Genomic DNA, 14,547 nt, shown 5'->3' with positions numbered 1-14,547 from the left:
GGGTGCCGCGGTAGGCGGGATAGCCCCGGCAGTTTTGGATGGCTCCCGCAGCTACTTGTGGATGGGTTTGTTCAGGGCGAGGCTGATGGTCTGGCCGGGGGCGAGCTCCCCGGTGGGTAGGTCGGTGAAGGCGTACCAGACCGCTTCGGTGCCGGTAAGCGGGCGGTTGGCCCATCTCAGGTCCGTCACGCTGAAACGGAACGAGATCTGGCGCTCGGTGTCCCCGGGGGCGGTGGTGTAGGTGAGCGGGACGCCGTCGGGGTCTGATGTGAAGGTGCCCTGCGCTCCGTCGATCTTGAATTCCCCGGGCATGAGCCTCACCCTGGTGCCCGCGGGGATGGGCTTGTCAGCGCTGAGGGACGGGTTGTACTGCAGCAGTTGGGCCGTGGTGGATCGGAATTTGTAGCCAAGGCTGTCGAAGGAGTCGCCGTCCACGGTTGTGTAGAAGATGGTCTGGCCGAATGAGTTGTTGATGGCCGTTCCTGTGCCGGATCTGCTGTCGACAGGATTCTTCTGCAGTTGGATACGGTTCCCGGCCCGGACAAAGTAGGTGTTGCCCTTCTCGTATGCGTACGGGACCTTGTTCGCTTCCGCCAGTTGCTCACCCGTGATTCCGAACCGGTAGGTGATCCCGTCTAGGGTGTCCTCGGGTTCGATGACGTAGCTCGTGGGGATGCCATTATCGTCGACGGTAGCCGTCCCCTTCGCGCCCTTGATCGGACCCGGAGCCGGGATCAGTCGAAGCTTCGTATTCGCTGCCAATGCGCTCCCGCGCTCGATCCCGTTGAATTCAGCGAGCTTCTCTTGGGAGATGCGGAAGGCTGCGGCCACTCCGGCAGACGTGTCACCGGAGACGGTGGTGTAGTAATCCACGTTGCCAAACGAATCCTTAACCGTTGGCCCCGTTAGGGAAGACTTCCCGACATCGGACGGTGTCGCCTTAGCGGTGACGGTCGGAACCGCAGCGGTGTTGACCGGACCGGTTACTAAACCCGAGACTACGAGTACGCAGGCCGCGACCGCGGCTGCCGCAAGCCCGGCAGCTGCGAAACGCTTCCAATGACGTTTGGCCGGCGAGCGGTGGAAGTCCTGGACGGATCCGCCGACCGCGATGTGGGTGACGTCGGAATTCACGAACGACAGGGACCGATCGCGGCTGCGCTCCAATTCCTCGTGGGTGATCATATGCGCAGGATCGGCGGCTGCGAGCAGATCGGCGAGGGACGGGTCCTTGCTCATTCTGGTGTTCCTTCTGACACTGACTGCTCCTGGAGTATTCGGCCTAGTTCCTTGCGCGCCCGGTGCAGCCGCATTCGCACGGCAGTCGCCGTCGTGTTGAGGAGATGGGACACTTCGACGGCGGTGAGTCCGTCCCAATACGTCAGCAGCAACACTTCGCGTTCCTTCGGGCCCAGGTTGTCGATGGCATCCCGCACGGTGGATTCCTCCGTGGGTGTTGCGGGTATGCGCTCCGACCGCAAAGCACCGATAAGCCCCGCAGACCGGGACAGGGATCTGTCATGGTTACGGAGCACGTTCTTGGCTATTCCGAAAATGACGAGCACCGGGAGCTCAGCGTCCTGTCCGGACTTCTCCCAGGCAATCCTGAAGACCTCCGCGCACAGATCCTCCGCGGTGGTGCCGTCCGTCCTGCGCCGAAAAAAGCGGTAGATACGGTCGTGGGACCCCGTGTGGGCGGCAAGGAACCGTTTTTCCCTCTCCAGATCCACCCGTTCCCCCATTGTTTGCAAGCTCATGCCCCGTTAATGTCCGGCAGCCAACAAACTGTAACGAGAACCCCGAAAGAATCTGGCCAATTCAGACGGTTCGCGGCGAGTCACGAAATGAGGGCCAGCGATTGCCAATCGGTTGACACAACCATTCGTGCAAGAATCGCGGCATGGATGAGGATGAGCGGCGAACAAGGGAACAATTGATGCTCCACGAGGCCCTGGTGAAGGCGATGGATCGGCGGGACGAGGTCTTCCAGGTGGTTGAGGATTCAGAGAACCTGGACGAAGCAATCCAGCGGGTGGGTCAGCTGTTGGGCCTGGGAGAACTGGGCAGCCGGGTAGTCCTCGACATGCAAGTCAGAAGGTTCACCCGCGACGAGCGCCAGGCCATCGCTTCCTATGCAGAAGAACTCAGATCAAGGCTGCCCGATGGGCGCTGAACAGGTCGCGTGCGGTTGATCGTCCTCGCCTCGGCGACCTAGACCTGCTGGGCTGCTGTGACCGTGCGGTACATCAGCCCGGAATTCTCGCAGGCACGGCTGAACCCGAGGCACTGCAACGCCTGTACCTGTACATCTGTGGTCGTAAACAATATGTATGCCCAACCGGGGCCGAGGTCCGGTACTAGGGTCCGCAATGCGGCTTCGAGCTCGTCGGCGGTGGCTTCCGGGTCGTGGGCCAGGGCGGTGACGATCCACAGCTGCCTCACACCATGGCTTCTTTTCCACGTCGGCCCATTCAGCCTGAGGCCACGCGAGCGGTGGAACCTTATCGACGGCAAGATGGCCACTATCCAGCCGATGCCGATCAACCCGAGCGTCGCCGGCCCCCACAAGCTGTACGTTGTGGGAACGGTCGTCGCCATGAGAGTTCCCAGCGCGACGCCGATCGCCGCCCCGATGAGAATTCTGAAACCGGTTAGCACCTGGTACGCGCGGTCCGTTCCTGCTACTGCCGCGACCGAGCCGCGGCCGATGACCATGCCGACGAGGGATGCCGTTGTCAGTGAGATCACGCCGGAAATCACGGTGCTGGCCCTTTGCACGCGGCTCCGGTCTCCCAAGGCCGCATAGCGTTGTGCGGCTTTCCACGCCTGCGTCGGGGCGAGTTCGCCCCAATCGGTGTCTGTTGAATTCCGGCTCACGCCGCCCCCTGTTAGCGTCTACATTTTGTGATCCTTCTCCAAGGACTCGATGAGCCCCCTGAAGTGTATAGCTCACGTTTGGTTCCATCGATCTCGGCGCGCGGCGGCTCGAAAGGCCAGATCTGCCCGTGGGTCGGTGAGCCGCATCCAACGAGGGATCCGCTCACGGGGTTCTTTCTCAGCCGTCGACGGCTGACATCGGCAGGGCCGCCCTCCGCGCACGTCAGGGGCGATGTTGTCTTGCTGTCAGCTGTCCCCGGATGACCGGAACGTCAGTTGGGGTCCGGGGATGAGCTACTCGGAGCGAGCTCGGAGAACGCAGGCCCCTGCGCGCGCTGCGTGCGTGACGCTTGAGGATTCAGGTCGTTGCACCATGCGGGATAGACGCGGAAACCGCGTTTGCCGGGATGAACGTCGGAACTGACGTATCCGAGCGAGACCAGGTTGGCTTTGGTGAATTGGAAGACCCCGAACCGTTCTTGCTCCTCTACGAAGACGAGCAGTCCGGACATCGACTCGTCAGCCGTGAAGGGCCTGGTAGATCCGCCTTCTCCGCGCTTCCAGACCGCGACGAAGGCTCCTGGTTTCGTCGGTGTGATCCGGGCGGTGCGGATTCGCCATTGCTCATTCCCGATGCGGGCGACCCCGGATTCGTAGTCGCTGTCCTGTTCTTCAACCTCGATGACAGGCTGTGCAGCGGCAAGAGCAGGCGCAAGATCGAAGAAACGCTTGAACGCGTGGAAATTCACTCTCAAACTGTATCCACATGCCGGGTAAGGGGCTGGCTACCGCACCGTCGTGAAGTGCTCAACCACCGGGAATGGATCGTAGAAATGGTGCAGCAGCTCCTTCCACCGCTCATAGTCGGCGGACCCACGGAAGCCTTCGGAATGGGCTTCCACCGAATCCCACTCAACGAGTAGAAGGTACAGGTTTGGGGACTCGATCGAGCGTGAAATTGAAAGACTCCGGAAGCCCCGCTGCCGGCTGATCAGAGGTCGCGCCATCCGGAATGCCTCTTCAAAATCGGACTCGCTGCCGGGACGGACGGGGAGGATTGCGTGCTCCAGAATCATTCCCTCAGCTTCTCACGGTGGTCCAGATGAGGGCCGGCTAACGGTCACCGGGTGACAAAATAGCGTTGGGAAAAGTTCGTCGCTTATCGCCGCGAATCCGGGGCTTGTCGGTTGTTCCGAAAGGGGAGCGCGTTCAACACAGCATTGCGGATCGTGATGCCCGATTGCGTTTTGGGTACGAGGAGGCGCGATGCGATGCCGGCGCCCCGTTGTAGCGAGTGCACGTGTTTGCGGTGGCTGCGTTCATAGACGGCGAAAGCGGCGGTGTGGTCATCCGGGTAGGCGGCAATCGCGTCGGCGAGGGTCTTGGCTCCAACGATCGCGCTGCTGGATCCTTCACCGAACAGCGAGATGCAACTCGCCGCGTCACCGAGCAGCACCACGCGGCCGGCAGACCACTGCGGTACGTCCATGCGGGTGACTGCGTCGAAGTACCTTTCGTCGGCCGCGCCCCATTCCTCGAGCGCGAGCGGGGTGAGCCATCCGCCGTCGGCGTAGGTGGACTCGACGAGGCGTCTGCCTTGGTCCGCGTCGCGGTAGTCGAAATCGTGCTGCCCCCGGAAGATGAATGCGAACCCGGGCTTCCCACCTGCCGGATGGATGGTCAGGGAGGTTCCCGGTTCGTTGTACATCAGCACGGTGCGCGGATCTTGGATCGGTGCAGCGGCGCGCACGGTGCCCACGAACATGCCGAATGGGCGGGAAAAACGTTCTTCGGGGCCGAATACCAAGCGCCGAACTGTGGAATGGAGTCCGTCGGACCCGACGACCAGGTCGAAGCGACGGGAAGGAGTCCGCCGAAACTCGACGTCGATTCCGCCGTCGTCCTGGTGCAAGGCGGTGATCGAGTCGTCCCGGATGATGCGGCTTGTCTCCCGGGCCTTCTCAAGCAACAGGCCGACGAGGTCGGTGCGTGCGATCTCGACCTCGACCTCTCCGTCGCGGTCGGCGCGTTGCCGGGTGGGGATGGTGGCCTGCGGCCGCCCGTCGGCATCGACGAAGACCAGGCGTTCGACACCAGTGGCGGCCTCCTCCAGGCGCGACCAGATGCCCATTTGCCGTGCTATAGGGACTGCTCCTCCGCGTACGTCGATAGGGTTGCCGCTAGATCGTGCGCCGGCCGCTCGTTCCACAATCGTGACTGACCAACCGGCCTTCGCCAGCCAGTACGCGGCGGTCAAGCCGGCAATGCCGCCACCGGAGACCAGTACGCTTCGATCCACCATGCCCTCATTCAAGCACTCAACACCAGGGGTGGTCTTCGGGCGTTGCCGCGGTCGATGGCGGCCCCCTTTATGGTTGGCTGACGCCGTCGATCTTGCGCTCGAGCGCAGCTCGTTCGGCGGCGTTCCTGCACAGCTCAACGGCCTGCAGGAGAGCGGACCGCGCTTCGTCGCGACGACCGAGCCGGGTGAGCATCTCGCCGCGGATCGCGGGGAGCAGGTGCGAACCCGTCAGTTCGCCCCGTGACGAGATCGCGTCTACCAGCTCGAGACCCTCCGCGGGGCCGGTGGCCATCGCGACCGCGACCGCTCGGTTGAGTTCGATAACGGGCGAAGGCGTCAGCCGTCCGAGGGCTTCATAGAGGATTACGATCCGCTGCCAGTCCGTTTCGGCAACCGAGCGAGCCACCGCGTGACACTCGGCGATGGCGGCTTGGAGGCCATATGCGCCCAGTCCACGTCCGGCCCCCACAGCCTGTGCCAGCGCCGCACGCCCGCGCCGGATCGCCGCCTGGTCCCACAGCCTCCGGTCCTGGTCCTCCAGAAGGACCGGGCGGCCGGACGCATCAAGTCGGGCCGGGAACCGGGCTGCCGTGAGTTCCAGCAGCGCGAGAAGCCCGAATACCTCCGGCTCGGGCGCGAGCCGCACCAGGACGCGGGCCAGCCGGCGGGCCTCGCTGGCCAGATCGGTGCGGATCCACTCCTCGCCGCCCGATGCAAACGAGCCCTCCGTGAAGATGAGATAGACGACCTGAAGCACCGAACCGAGCCGTTCGTTCAACTCCTGCCGGTCGGGCACAGCGAAGGGCACCTGTGCGGCGGCCAGCGTCGTCTTGGCCCGCGTGATGCGTGCCTGGATCGTCGTCACCGGAACCAGGAACGCCGTGGCGATCTCGTCGCTGCCCAGTCCGCCGACCACCCGCAGCGTCAAGGCGATCCGGGCCTCCTTCGACAGCACGGGGTGGCACGAGATAAACATCAACGCGAGCACGTCGTCATCAATCGCGTCAGGGTCGAACAGCGCGTCCGCCCCGGGCGTCGAGTCGTCCAGGCCCCGGGCGAGAAGAGCGTACCGTTCGTCGCGCCCGGCGCGCCGCCGGAAAGCATCGATGGCACGACGGCGGCCCGTAGTGAGCAGCCACCCTGCCGGTTGGGCCGGCACCCCGTTTACGGACCAGGACACCAGCGCCTCGGCGAGGGCTTCCTGGGCGAGATCTTCGGCCAGCAAGAAGTCCCCCGTATAGCGGGCGAGGGCGCCGACGATGCGGGCGGACTCCATCCGCCACACAGCCTCGACGGCGCCCCGCGCCTCTGCGCTGCTCACTGTCGGCTCAGAGCTGCCCGGTCAGCTCGCGCCACGCCCGTTCCCTCTGGATCCACTGGTTGTCCTGCGGGAACTCATCGATCGTCGTCACGCGGCGGATCTCGGTCTTGCTACCCGCCGTGAGCGGCGCCCGCTTGGCCCACTCGACAGCCTCCTGCTTCGATGCGACATCAAGGATGTAGTAGCCGGCAAACAGCTCCTTGGTCTCTCCGTACGGGCCATCGGTGACAACCGGCGTCTCGCCGGTGAAGTCGACCACGACGCCCTCATTCGCGTCGTCCAGGCCCTCGGCCGCCAGCAGGACACCGGCACGAATCAACTCGTCGTTGAACTTTCCCATGGCATCCATGATTTCGGCGAAGTCCGTGTTCGCGAAGTTCGCGAAGGACTCGTCCGTGGGACGCATGATCAACATGTACTTGGCCATCGAATGCTCCTTGATTCCGGAAGGTCGCTTTTTTGACCTTCTCACCCACAGGTCGAACGGCGCGAGGCCGGATCGACACAGACCGGAGAATCTTTTTTTGTTTGCTTCCGCGGTGGACTGCTTGCCATCGTTCGACCAACGCTAGCTGACCAGCGGTGACTGACCATAGGTTCAAGGACGCGTAGGCCCCGCCCGTAAGGGGATCCTTGAACGGGACAGTCGGACGCCGGTGTCAGTGGGAGAAGTTTGCTGAGATCTCGGCGAGGGTGCGCCCCTTTGTCTCGGGCGCGAGCCATTGCGAGAGGGCTGCGCCGAGTAATGCGACGGCGGCGGCCACGACCATGCTTGGGCCCAGGCCGATGTTGCTGATCGCCCATGGCAGGGCAAAGGTGCCGAGTGCGGCTCCGATGCGGCTGAAGGCCGCGGCGAAGCCCATGCCGATGCCGCGCAGGTGGCCGGGGAATACCTCCGCCGGATAGACCTGGGTCATCGTGGTGTAGCCGGCATTGAAGAAGGAGAAGGCGAGAAACAGGACGAGCACGAGGATCGCTGGTGCGTTCGCCCAGACTCCGATGATCAGCAGGATGCCTGCGCAGAGCCACTGCCCGGGCACGGTGAGAATTCGACGGCCGAGCTTGTCAATCAGAAGCACGGTGGTGACAACACCCGCGGCCGCAAGTGCGGACAGGCCGACTCCGCCGGTCCAGCCGCCGAAGCCGAATTGGTTGAGCACGTCGTCGGCGAAGGTCGCGATCGCGAAGTACGGAGTGACCGCACAGAACCAAAAACCTGAGGTGAAGAGGGTGATGCGCCAGTACTGCCTCGAGAACAGCATTCCGAAGGAAGCGCCCTTGATTTTGGTCCTACTCTGCGCGGCTTGGGCCTCCTGAATCATCCTCAGATCCATCTCTCCAGTGATGCTGTCGTGCATCTGGGGCGATTCGACATATCGGCGTGCTATCGCGAGTGCTTCCTCATGCCGTCCCTTCGTAATGAGCCAGCTCGGCGATTCGGGGAGGCCCAAGCGGGCGAGGAACAGGACGAATGCGAGTATCGTGCTCGTCCCGATTACGAGGCGCCATGGGGTGCCGGCGTCGTGCAGGAGCGTGCCGATGATGAACGCCATCATGAAACCGACATACCAGGCGATCAGAGTCAGCCCGAGCAATCGCCCGCGGAGCTTTGGCGGGGAGAACTCTGATAGCAAAGGCCCACCGATCGAGTACTCGCCGCCGATCGCGACGCCCATGAAGAACCGGATGGCGGCCAGCTGGATCACGGCCCCTTCTCCGGAGGTCACGAAGAACTGGGCCCCTGAGGCGACCAGGAACAGGCCCATGTCCACCATGAACATGGGCTTTCGTCCGAACTTGTCAGTAGCCCAGCCGGCCAGCGGGGAGCCGACGAAGATACCAACCAGCGGGCCTGCAGCAATCATGCCCAGAGATAGTGCGTCGAGCTGGAGATCTGACCGCATGAGTCCGCTGACGGGGCCGATAATTCCGAGGATGTAACCATCGAGGAACATCCCGCCGATGAAGACAGCGACAAGCCGCACCATGAAGCGGCGCTTGAACTTGGAGCTGGTCTCTCTTGATATGGAGGTGTCGACGGAGGCCGTCGTCCCGGTCGGATAGATCATTGAGATTTGTTCCCTTCTGACGTCAGCGCAGACCGCTGACGCCGTTTCCTAGACGCACGGACAGCCGCAGCCCTTAGCGACCGGTGGACGATGCCGACTGGCTTGACGCCAGCCGATGTGGCCGCGCAGGACTCGCGAGATGATTTCGGCGTCGTCATGTATCACTGCTGCCCAATGTGACATATGACTCATATATCAGAGAACTCTATGGGTGCGATCCTCACCCGGTCAAGAGTTTGATGTGTAAATTGGTTGTATCCGTCGGCTCACGGGGTCTGTCTGAACCGGCGCAGGTTCCGTCAACGTGCATGCCAGGCGGACGCTCTGAGCCAACATTTAGTGCTGCCAGACTCGGCAGCGTAGGCCGGAGACTTTGGGCTTGCTGTCCGGAATCCAGGCTTCCGGGTTACGCTCGCGGAATGAGGCTCCGGGGGCTACTTCTGATCGTGCTTGGGATGCTGGCCGTTGTCCTGGCGCTGGCTGTGTTTATCCGTGGGGGTGTCAGCACCATTTGCCCCGCGGTGGGGCACGCCTACACAGGCGATGTGGAGTTGGTGTTTGCGCACGAGCCAACGTCGGTTTCGGCATGCTTCGGGGAGGGCTGCACTCCGGCCCGGGTAATCAGGACCCCCGACGGCAGGTGGCTGGTACCGCAGTCTGCGCCTTTCCTGATGCCGCCCGTCAGAGTCACGTCTGTGTTTGTCGACGCTGTGGACTCTTCAGGTGTCCGTGTGGCGCGCGTGCTCGCGATAGAAACGGAGCCCACAGGGGAGCACCCTGACGGCCCCGAATGCGGCGGACCAGTGCGGTTCAATCCAGTACAAGTGCCGTCTGGTTGAAAACAAATGGCCTCGCCCCCGCGACGACCTCACGACTTCGGACCTGCAACGCGTTCTTCAGCAGGCTCGTCCTGGGTCGAGACTGTGGACTTCACGCGCCCAGGGGGCCACCGTCCGTCCGGGTTAGGGATCCCGCACCGGAACGCCTAGGATCTCGGTTCTATTCGAAAGGCACCGTCGGCGAGTCGGACGATTTCCACAACGGCACGGACCGGCCGAATGGGGGACTGTCCGCAGAGAAAAACCAGGCCAACGACCAGGAAGGCGAAGACGAACACGCTCAACCCAGCGCGCCACAGCAGACGCCGGCGGAGACGCGAGCCCGACCATCTGGGCGCGGCCGCAAGAGGCAGGGCGGTCGCGGGCAGCAGCAGATCATCAGGCAGCTCAACGGTTTCCGGTTGCATCGTCCCCCAGATCATCGACTGGAATCAGTGTATGTTCAGCACCCGCGGACGCGACGGGAGAACATGCGGTGCTGAAACTACCGTCGCTTTGGATCCCACTGGCGTCCAAAGCTAAATCTTCCAACAAGGCTCCCGCGGGCGGGATGGCATTCACTGCTTTCGCCAGGTTTTCATTCAGCACCCAGAACACCGCGTACGCTGTGTAGTCAGTAGCCAATTGAGGCCGTAGAGGAGTTCTAGCGTGCTCAACAATGGAAGCGCAGGGGTCAGCATCGGAGCATTGGTTGCTGTGGCCGCTGCCTTGTACATCGTGCTGGTGGTACGCCGCACGAAGTGAATGCCCCTTCGCGAACGTCCTCGCGAGGGATCCTTGCCCGTGCATTCTGCGGATAGTCGGCTGATTGACGCGGCACCCGGAGGGCGTTGACTGCCCGGCCGACGAGTCAGTCGCTATCCAGGCCGGATCAGTCGATGGCGGCCATGATGGTGGCCAGGGCATCGTCGGCGGTGGCGCCGGGGACGTACGTCACCGACGCTGTGTAGATCTGGTCCGGGGTGCAGAGGATAGCCTCGCTGTAGGAGCTGTCGTGTGCCGCTATCCACGCAGACCAATGACGGTCCTGAGTCCAGTTAGCGATGATCTTGACGGTGCCGGGTCCCAGCTTTCCGCCATCGCATTGTTCGGTAAAGACGGCCCGGTCGTCGTCGTTTTTCAAAGTCAGCGCCTCCAAGGTGACACGCGGATGGTAGGGGTCACCGTCGACGGTGTACCAGCAGCTGAGAAAGCCCGTGGCCTCCTGCGTCTCCGGGTGTGGCCCGTACAGCGGGAGGTCGGGGAACTTGGACAGGTAGGTCCCGGCGTTCTCACAGAACTGAGCGGACGGCTGACCGGTGACGGGGATCTTGCCTGAAGGCCCTGACGAACTTGGGCTGGGTGCGGGACTGGGGTGGATCATCGGCAGCAAAGGCGCGCAGCCGGACAAACTGAGCGTTATGACGGCCAACCCAGCGGCGCCGCGTAGCTGCATGACATCCCCCTTGCGTCAGCGATGGTTCACGGTAGCAGGCGCATGGCCGGCGTCGGTAGGGGCCCGTCCGAAGTGACCGCAAGCCAGTGCCTCGCCGTATACCGCGGTGCCCGAATAGGGATCCCTCACCGTGCACCTGGACAGAACCAGTGGAGCGGCGCGGAGAGGGATCGGCGAGGTTAGACTCACGTGAAAGCATCAGGGCCTCGGCTATCGCGCTACGGCCTCGGTTGTGCAATAGATCCAACAGCGGACCAGGATCGGTCTGATTCATTTCGACAATGGGGCGGGGAAAATGAACATCGAGGCCTTGGCCGCAACGGGCAAATACAGCAACGCCACCCTGGAAGCCTACACACGGTTCCAAAAGGGCATGCTGATCAGGACCGGTCTCCTTCTCGGCGAGATGATCATCATCATGATTACGCTTGCTAGCCTTCGACCTGACGTGAGCAGCCCGTTCTTTTGGGTTCCTATTGGTGTGATGTGGCTGTCTGTTCTGACCTATGCCGTCTTGTGGGTTCCGGGATATTGGAGGATCGTTCGCTCATCCGCCGCCGATCGCAAACGGCGAAAGCAGGGCTTGCCCCCCGAGCCGCTCGAACCCGTTGTGGTCGTCAACCCATCGAACAATCGGGCGGGAGCCACAGGCTAGGAATAGCCCGCTTGAACTCTGAGGCGAGACCACCCGAAGCGAACAGTGTCCGGTGAGGATCGACTATCGGGCGTCCGCGCCGAGAATGCGCGCCACGATTCGGCTCGCCGATTCCGATGCATTGATGCGCTCTTCTTCTACGAAAGATAACGGCTGCCAGCCGTGGTACCAGGCCCGCAATCCTTCTTGCTGAAGTCTGTCGCTTGTGGCCGCATAGCGTGCCTGCGGACGTTTTCATCGAACGTAAGGTCGAAGGCAAAGAACCTCGCGTCGTTGCGCTGGGCGGCGACCCGTTGGAGCATCGCCGAATACCACTCCGCGTTGAATATGCCTTCGAGGATGACGTGATGCCCTGCACTGAGGCAGTGAGCTGCCGCGGCTTCGAGAAGGTCTGCGTGGGCGAGGCTCTCCTGTTCCCGCTCGCGGTACACGACCCGCCGGAAATGATCTTGACTGAGGATAGCAGTCGGCCATCCCAGCGCTTGTTGTAGCCCCGCTGCGATGGTGCTCTTACCGGAACCGGAGTTACCACGCAGGACAACGAGCATGTTTCGAACGTAACAGAGGGATGCCCGAAACGGATCCTTTACCGGGTATCACTGGCCTCGCACCGCCGGTTCAGGCAGCCAGGGTCGCCCAGATGAGACCGGCAGTGCATACAACCAGGCCGGCTGTCGCCACGACGAGGGCCCACGAGGCGGTGCGAATTCGTTCGGACATCCGCTGATCGAGTTTGGCGCGCTGCTCTATTACCCAGACGTCGAGGGATTGCTGTGCACCCCAAGCGACGTCTTGCCCCCCGACGTGCCGCAAAAGCTTGCCAATTCTTTCCAGGTCCTCCGCCGTTGGCTCGGGAATCTGGTGGTCGATCTGTGGTCGTCGCATGCTCAAGAATCGCATAAAGCCGACGAACTCATTTCGCATGACCATCCCCGACAGCGCCACGCAGCCGGCCGCACCCTTTCCGAGAGCTAAAGGGCCTTCTTATAGAAGGTTGCGGCGTCCTCGTATGCGAGGGCAAGATAGATATCGTCGGCCCTCCGGCTTGCTAGCGCCACATAAGACGACCCTTGCGCCTTGCGCCCACGACTCGACTTCAGTCATCAGAGCCTGTCCAACACCTTGCCGTCGTGCTCGCTTGGTCACCATGACCTCTTCGACCCAGGCAGCAGGACCGTTGGCAAGAAAGGTGGCCCGACAACGGGCTAAAAGATACCCAACGACGGACCCGTCATGCTGTTCGGCTATCAGAACGAGCGTCTCGGGCGCCTGGAGCGACGAACGGAAGGTTAGTTCAAGGCTTCCGGCTCTGGCACGAACGTTGTGGCGAAATCCTGAAGTAGAAGCCAAACGTTGTCCGCATCATTGATGACGGCGCGTCTGATCGTCATGGTGAGGTTTTGCATCTGGCACCTCACCGGGCGGAACTGTAGGCGAGGCCATCTGCAATGCGGTTCAGCGACCCACCTTTGATGACCTAGCTGGCCGGGACAGCTGTCCATCCGGTGAGGGACAGGAGATCACCAGCAATATCCTGGACGCTGCGGTTGTCAGTAGGGCATCGCTGGACCCACTGCGGCGTGAGGAGCTCAAGTTCCCTCGCCGCGGCACTGCTGCGGTCAAGATGATCCTGAAGGTCGCTCCCCTGAACGCGCCCGCGCAGCCGAGTTGAGGATGTTGCATCAGTAGCGGTCAGCAGAACGGCGGTAATTCTGGGTTCATCTCCCATGGCGGCCGCCAATTCCTGGGAAAATCGGACGCTGACCGTGTTTGTGTAGATCATCCTCCGATATCCAAGGTCTCGATAGTTTGCCCAGATCGCGGCTAGGTTCCGCTCGGCCAGCTGATGCTCCCATGGACGGGGGAAGGCCAGATCAAGATTGTCGCCTTCAATCACGCAGTGTTTGATGTTCAGAACGGCGAGCTGCGCGTGGAGCTCAAACGCCACGGAGCTCTTCCCAACGCCAGAGCGACCCCCGATAAAAAGAACCTCGCTACGCATGTACACCCCTCGAGTATTGCCTAGAAGCCGCCCGAAGCAGCAGAAACGGTCGCTTACAGGTACTAATGCAAGCACCCTAGGCAGACAGGTAGTTCTCGAAGCGCCATGTGGCTATGTGGAACGGTGCCCGTTAGCTGATCCTTCAGCGTGCACGTCGCCGAAGCCAGGAGGCGTCCGCTTCGATTATTTGGCAGGGGGTTCGCTGAATGGGAAGCGAGATGTGGTGTCCCAGGTGAAGGTGCCTCGTTTGGCATCCTGGTGGACGGCTATGAGATGCATTTCGTTGATGGTCAGGGGAGGAAGGGCGGGTGCCCTCAGCTGGTCGGACGCTTGTTGAATGAGGGCGGTACTGCCTTCGGCCAGGGCGTAGCCCAGGGTGAGATGGGGGTTGAAGGGGCTCCCGGCAGCGGTTGGCCCTTGTTGATGGTGTCAGCGGCCGCGTCGCGAACCGCCGCGGTCAGTTTCGCCCATGATGACGTACTGGTTCCTTTGACTCCAAGCGAGTAGTCATCCGCTTCCGGTTCGCCTAGCTCGATGCTGAACGGCTTGGTGTCGGCGGCGAGGCTCTTTAGCGTGGCCATGAAGGCATCCATATCTTCAGGGCTGACGTCGTCGGAGGTAACCGCGAACTGCTGCACCGTTGCATACAGGTAGTTTGCTGGCTGGATGGAGCAGTAGTCGAACGCCTCCAGGACGCGCTGACGTTCTTCCAGCGCCGATCGGAGGTCGGGACTGCCCCGGCTTTTGTTGACTCGGGGTCTTAGGCCGCTGTGAGCGCGGTCCGGTTGATTGTTTCATATTCGATTGGCGTGAGTTTTCCCAGCCGTCTTTGCCGTCGCCGGCGGTGGTAGGTCCTTTCGATCCAGGTCGTGATGGCGAGGCGCAGTTCCTTCCTGGTGTTCCACCGCTGACGGTCCAGAACGTTCTTTTGCAGCAGCGAGAAGAACGATTCCATTGCGGCGTTGTCCGCGCATTATCCGGCTAATAGCCCGGGATGCCGGGGATTAGCCGGTTAAGGATTAGTTGTTTCGGGAGGTCAGTTTCCGG

General features: G+C 62.3%; 17 protein-coding genes and 1 pseudogene. 2 read left to right on the top strand and 16 right to left on the bottom strand.

The features are described 5' to 3' along the window. Window positions 1–51 precede the first annotated feature (51 nt). A complete protein-coding gene (locus AC3WJU_RS04025; protein ID WP_307054084.1) occupies window positions 52–1,239 on the bottom strand; it encodes a LysM peptidoglycan-binding domain-containing protein in 1,188 nt (395 codons plus the stop codon). Beyond that, entirely contained in the window at window positions 1,236–1,757 is a 522-nt protein-coding gene (locus AC3WJU_RS04020; protein ID WP_492259184.1) for an RNA polymerase sigma factor, read from the bottom strand. The genes AC3WJU_RS04025 and AC3WJU_RS04020 overlap by 4 nt, the downstream gene beginning before the upstream one ends. A 143-nt stretch (window positions 1,758–1,900) precedes the next feature. On the opposite strand from AC3WJU_RS04020, the gene AC3WJU_RS04015 reads away from it, so the two are divergent. Next, window positions 1,901–2,173 carry a DNA gyrase subunit A gene (locus tag AC3WJU_RS04015; RefSeq protein ID WP_307054086.1) on the top strand — a complete coding sequence of 91 codons (273 nt, stop codon included), beginning with the start codon at window positions 1,901–1,903 and terminating at the stop codon, window positions 2,171–2,173. A 38-nt stretch (window positions 2,174–2,211) separates the two neighbouring features. Here the strand turns inward: AC3WJU_RS04015 and AC3WJU_RS04010 are convergent, their stop codons facing one another. From AC3WJU_RS04010 to AC3WJU_RS03975, 8 genes are all read right to left on the bottom strand, one after another. After that, the gene (locus AC3WJU_RS04010; RefSeq protein WP_307054087.1) at window positions 2,212–2,877 is read right to left on the bottom strand and encodes a hypothetical protein; all 666 of its coding nucleotides are present in this window, start codon (window positions 2,875–2,877) and stop codon (window positions 2,212–2,214) included. A gap of 272 nt (window positions 2,878–3,149) precedes the next feature. Continuing rightward, entirely contained in the window at window positions 3,150–3,626 is a 477-nt protein-coding gene (locus tag AC3WJU_RS04005) for a MepB family protein (RefSeq protein ID WP_492259183.1), read from the bottom strand. 36 nt (window positions 3,627–3,662) lie between these two features. Beyond that, entirely contained in the window at window positions 3,663–3,953 is a 291-nt protein-coding gene (locus AC3WJU_RS04000) for an antibiotic biosynthesis monooxygenase family protein (protein ID WP_492259182.1), read from the bottom strand. A gap of 83 nt (window positions 3,954–4,036) precedes the next feature. Continuing rightward, window positions 4,037–5,179: an FAD-dependent oxidoreductase gene (locus AC3WJU_RS03995; RefSeq protein WP_492259181.1), complete on the bottom strand. Its 1,143-nt coding sequence runs from the start codon at window positions 5,177–5,179 to the stop codon at window positions 4,037–4,039. Between the two features lie 67 nt (window positions 5,180–5,246). Then, a complete protein-coding gene (locus AC3WJU_RS03990) occupies window positions 5,247–6,500 on the bottom strand; it encodes an RNA polymerase sigma factor (RefSeq protein ID WP_492259180.1) in 1,254 nt (417 codons plus the stop codon). Between the two features lie 7 nt (window positions 6,501–6,507). Continuing rightward, complete coding sequence (locus tag AC3WJU_RS03985; RefSeq protein WP_492259179.1) at window positions 6,508–6,927, bottom strand: YciI family protein; 420 nt, start codon at window positions 6,925–6,927, stop codon at window positions 6,508–6,510. Between the two features lie 232 nt (window positions 6,928–7,159). After that, a complete protein-coding gene (locus AC3WJU_RS03980) occupies window positions 7,160–8,569 on the bottom strand; it encodes an MFS transporter (RefSeq protein ID WP_307054093.1) in 1,410 nt (469 codons plus the stop codon). Between the two features lie 1,710 nt (window positions 8,570–10,279). Further along, the gene (locus AC3WJU_RS03975) at window positions 10,280–10,843 is read right to left on the bottom strand and encodes a hypothetical protein (protein WP_059388055.1); all 564 of its coding nucleotides are present in this window, start codon (window positions 10,841–10,843) and stop codon (window positions 10,280–10,282) included. 295 nt (window positions 10,844–11,138) lie between these two features. Between AC3WJU_RS03975 and AC3WJU_RS03970 the strand changes: the two genes are divergently transcribed. Continuing rightward, window positions 11,139–11,498, top strand: coding sequence for a hypothetical protein (locus AC3WJU_RS03970; protein ID WP_332601595.1), 360 nt, complete (start codon window positions 11,139–11,141; stop codon window positions 11,496–11,498). A 137-nt stretch (window positions 11,499–11,635) separates the two neighbouring features. Here AC3WJU_RS03970 and AC3WJU_RS03965 read toward each other — a convergent pair whose 3' ends face one another. From AC3WJU_RS03965 to AC3WJU_RS03940, 6 genes and pseudogenes are all read right to left on the bottom strand, one after another. Further along, window positions 11,636–12,046 carry a tRNA (adenosine(37)-N6)-threonylcarbamoyltransferase complex ATPase subunit type 1 TsaE gene (locus AC3WJU_RS03965; RefSeq protein ID WP_492259178.1) on the bottom strand — a complete coding sequence of 137 codons (411 nt, stop codon included), beginning with the start codon at window positions 12,044–12,046 and terminating at the stop codon, window positions 11,636–11,638. Between the two features lie 70 nt (window positions 12,047–12,116). Continuing rightward, the gene (locus AC3WJU_RS03960; protein WP_492259177.1) at window positions 12,117–12,383 is read right to left on the bottom strand and encodes a hypothetical protein; all 267 of its coding nucleotides are present in this window, start codon (window positions 12,381–12,383) and stop codon (window positions 12,117–12,119) included. 99 nt (window positions 12,384–12,482) lie between these two features. Next, on the bottom strand, window positions 12,483–12,848 hold the full coding sequence (locus AC3WJU_RS03955) for a GNAT family N-acetyltransferase (RefSeq protein ID WP_332601592.1): 366 nt from the start codon (window positions 12,846–12,848) through the stop codon (window positions 12,483–12,485). Between the two features lie 127 nt (window positions 12,849–12,975). Beyond that, window positions 12,976–13,500 (bottom strand): adenylyl-sulfate kinase, encoded by a 525-nt coding sequence (locus tag AC3WJU_RS03950; protein WP_332601591.1) that lies wholly within the window; start codon window positions 13,498–13,500, stop codon window positions 12,976–12,978. 314 nt (window positions 13,501–13,814) lie between these two features. Continuing rightward, window positions 13,815–14,138, bottom strand: a complete 324-nt coding sequence (locus AC3WJU_RS03945) for a hypothetical protein (protein WP_492259176.1) — start codon at window positions 14,136–14,138, stop codon at window positions 13,815–13,817. 122 nt (window positions 14,139–14,260) lie between these two features. Further along, window positions 14,261–14,473, bottom strand: a pseudogene (locus AC3WJU_RS03940) (IS3 family transposase); the annotation flags it as partial. Between the last annotated feature and the right edge of the window lie 74 nt (window positions 14,474–14,547).

This window comes from Arthrobacter sp. FW306-1B-F12A, from assembly GCF_058781865.1.
Note: the sequence above shows the minus strand (reverse complement) of the source record. Positions and strands in the feature narration are given on the sequence as shown.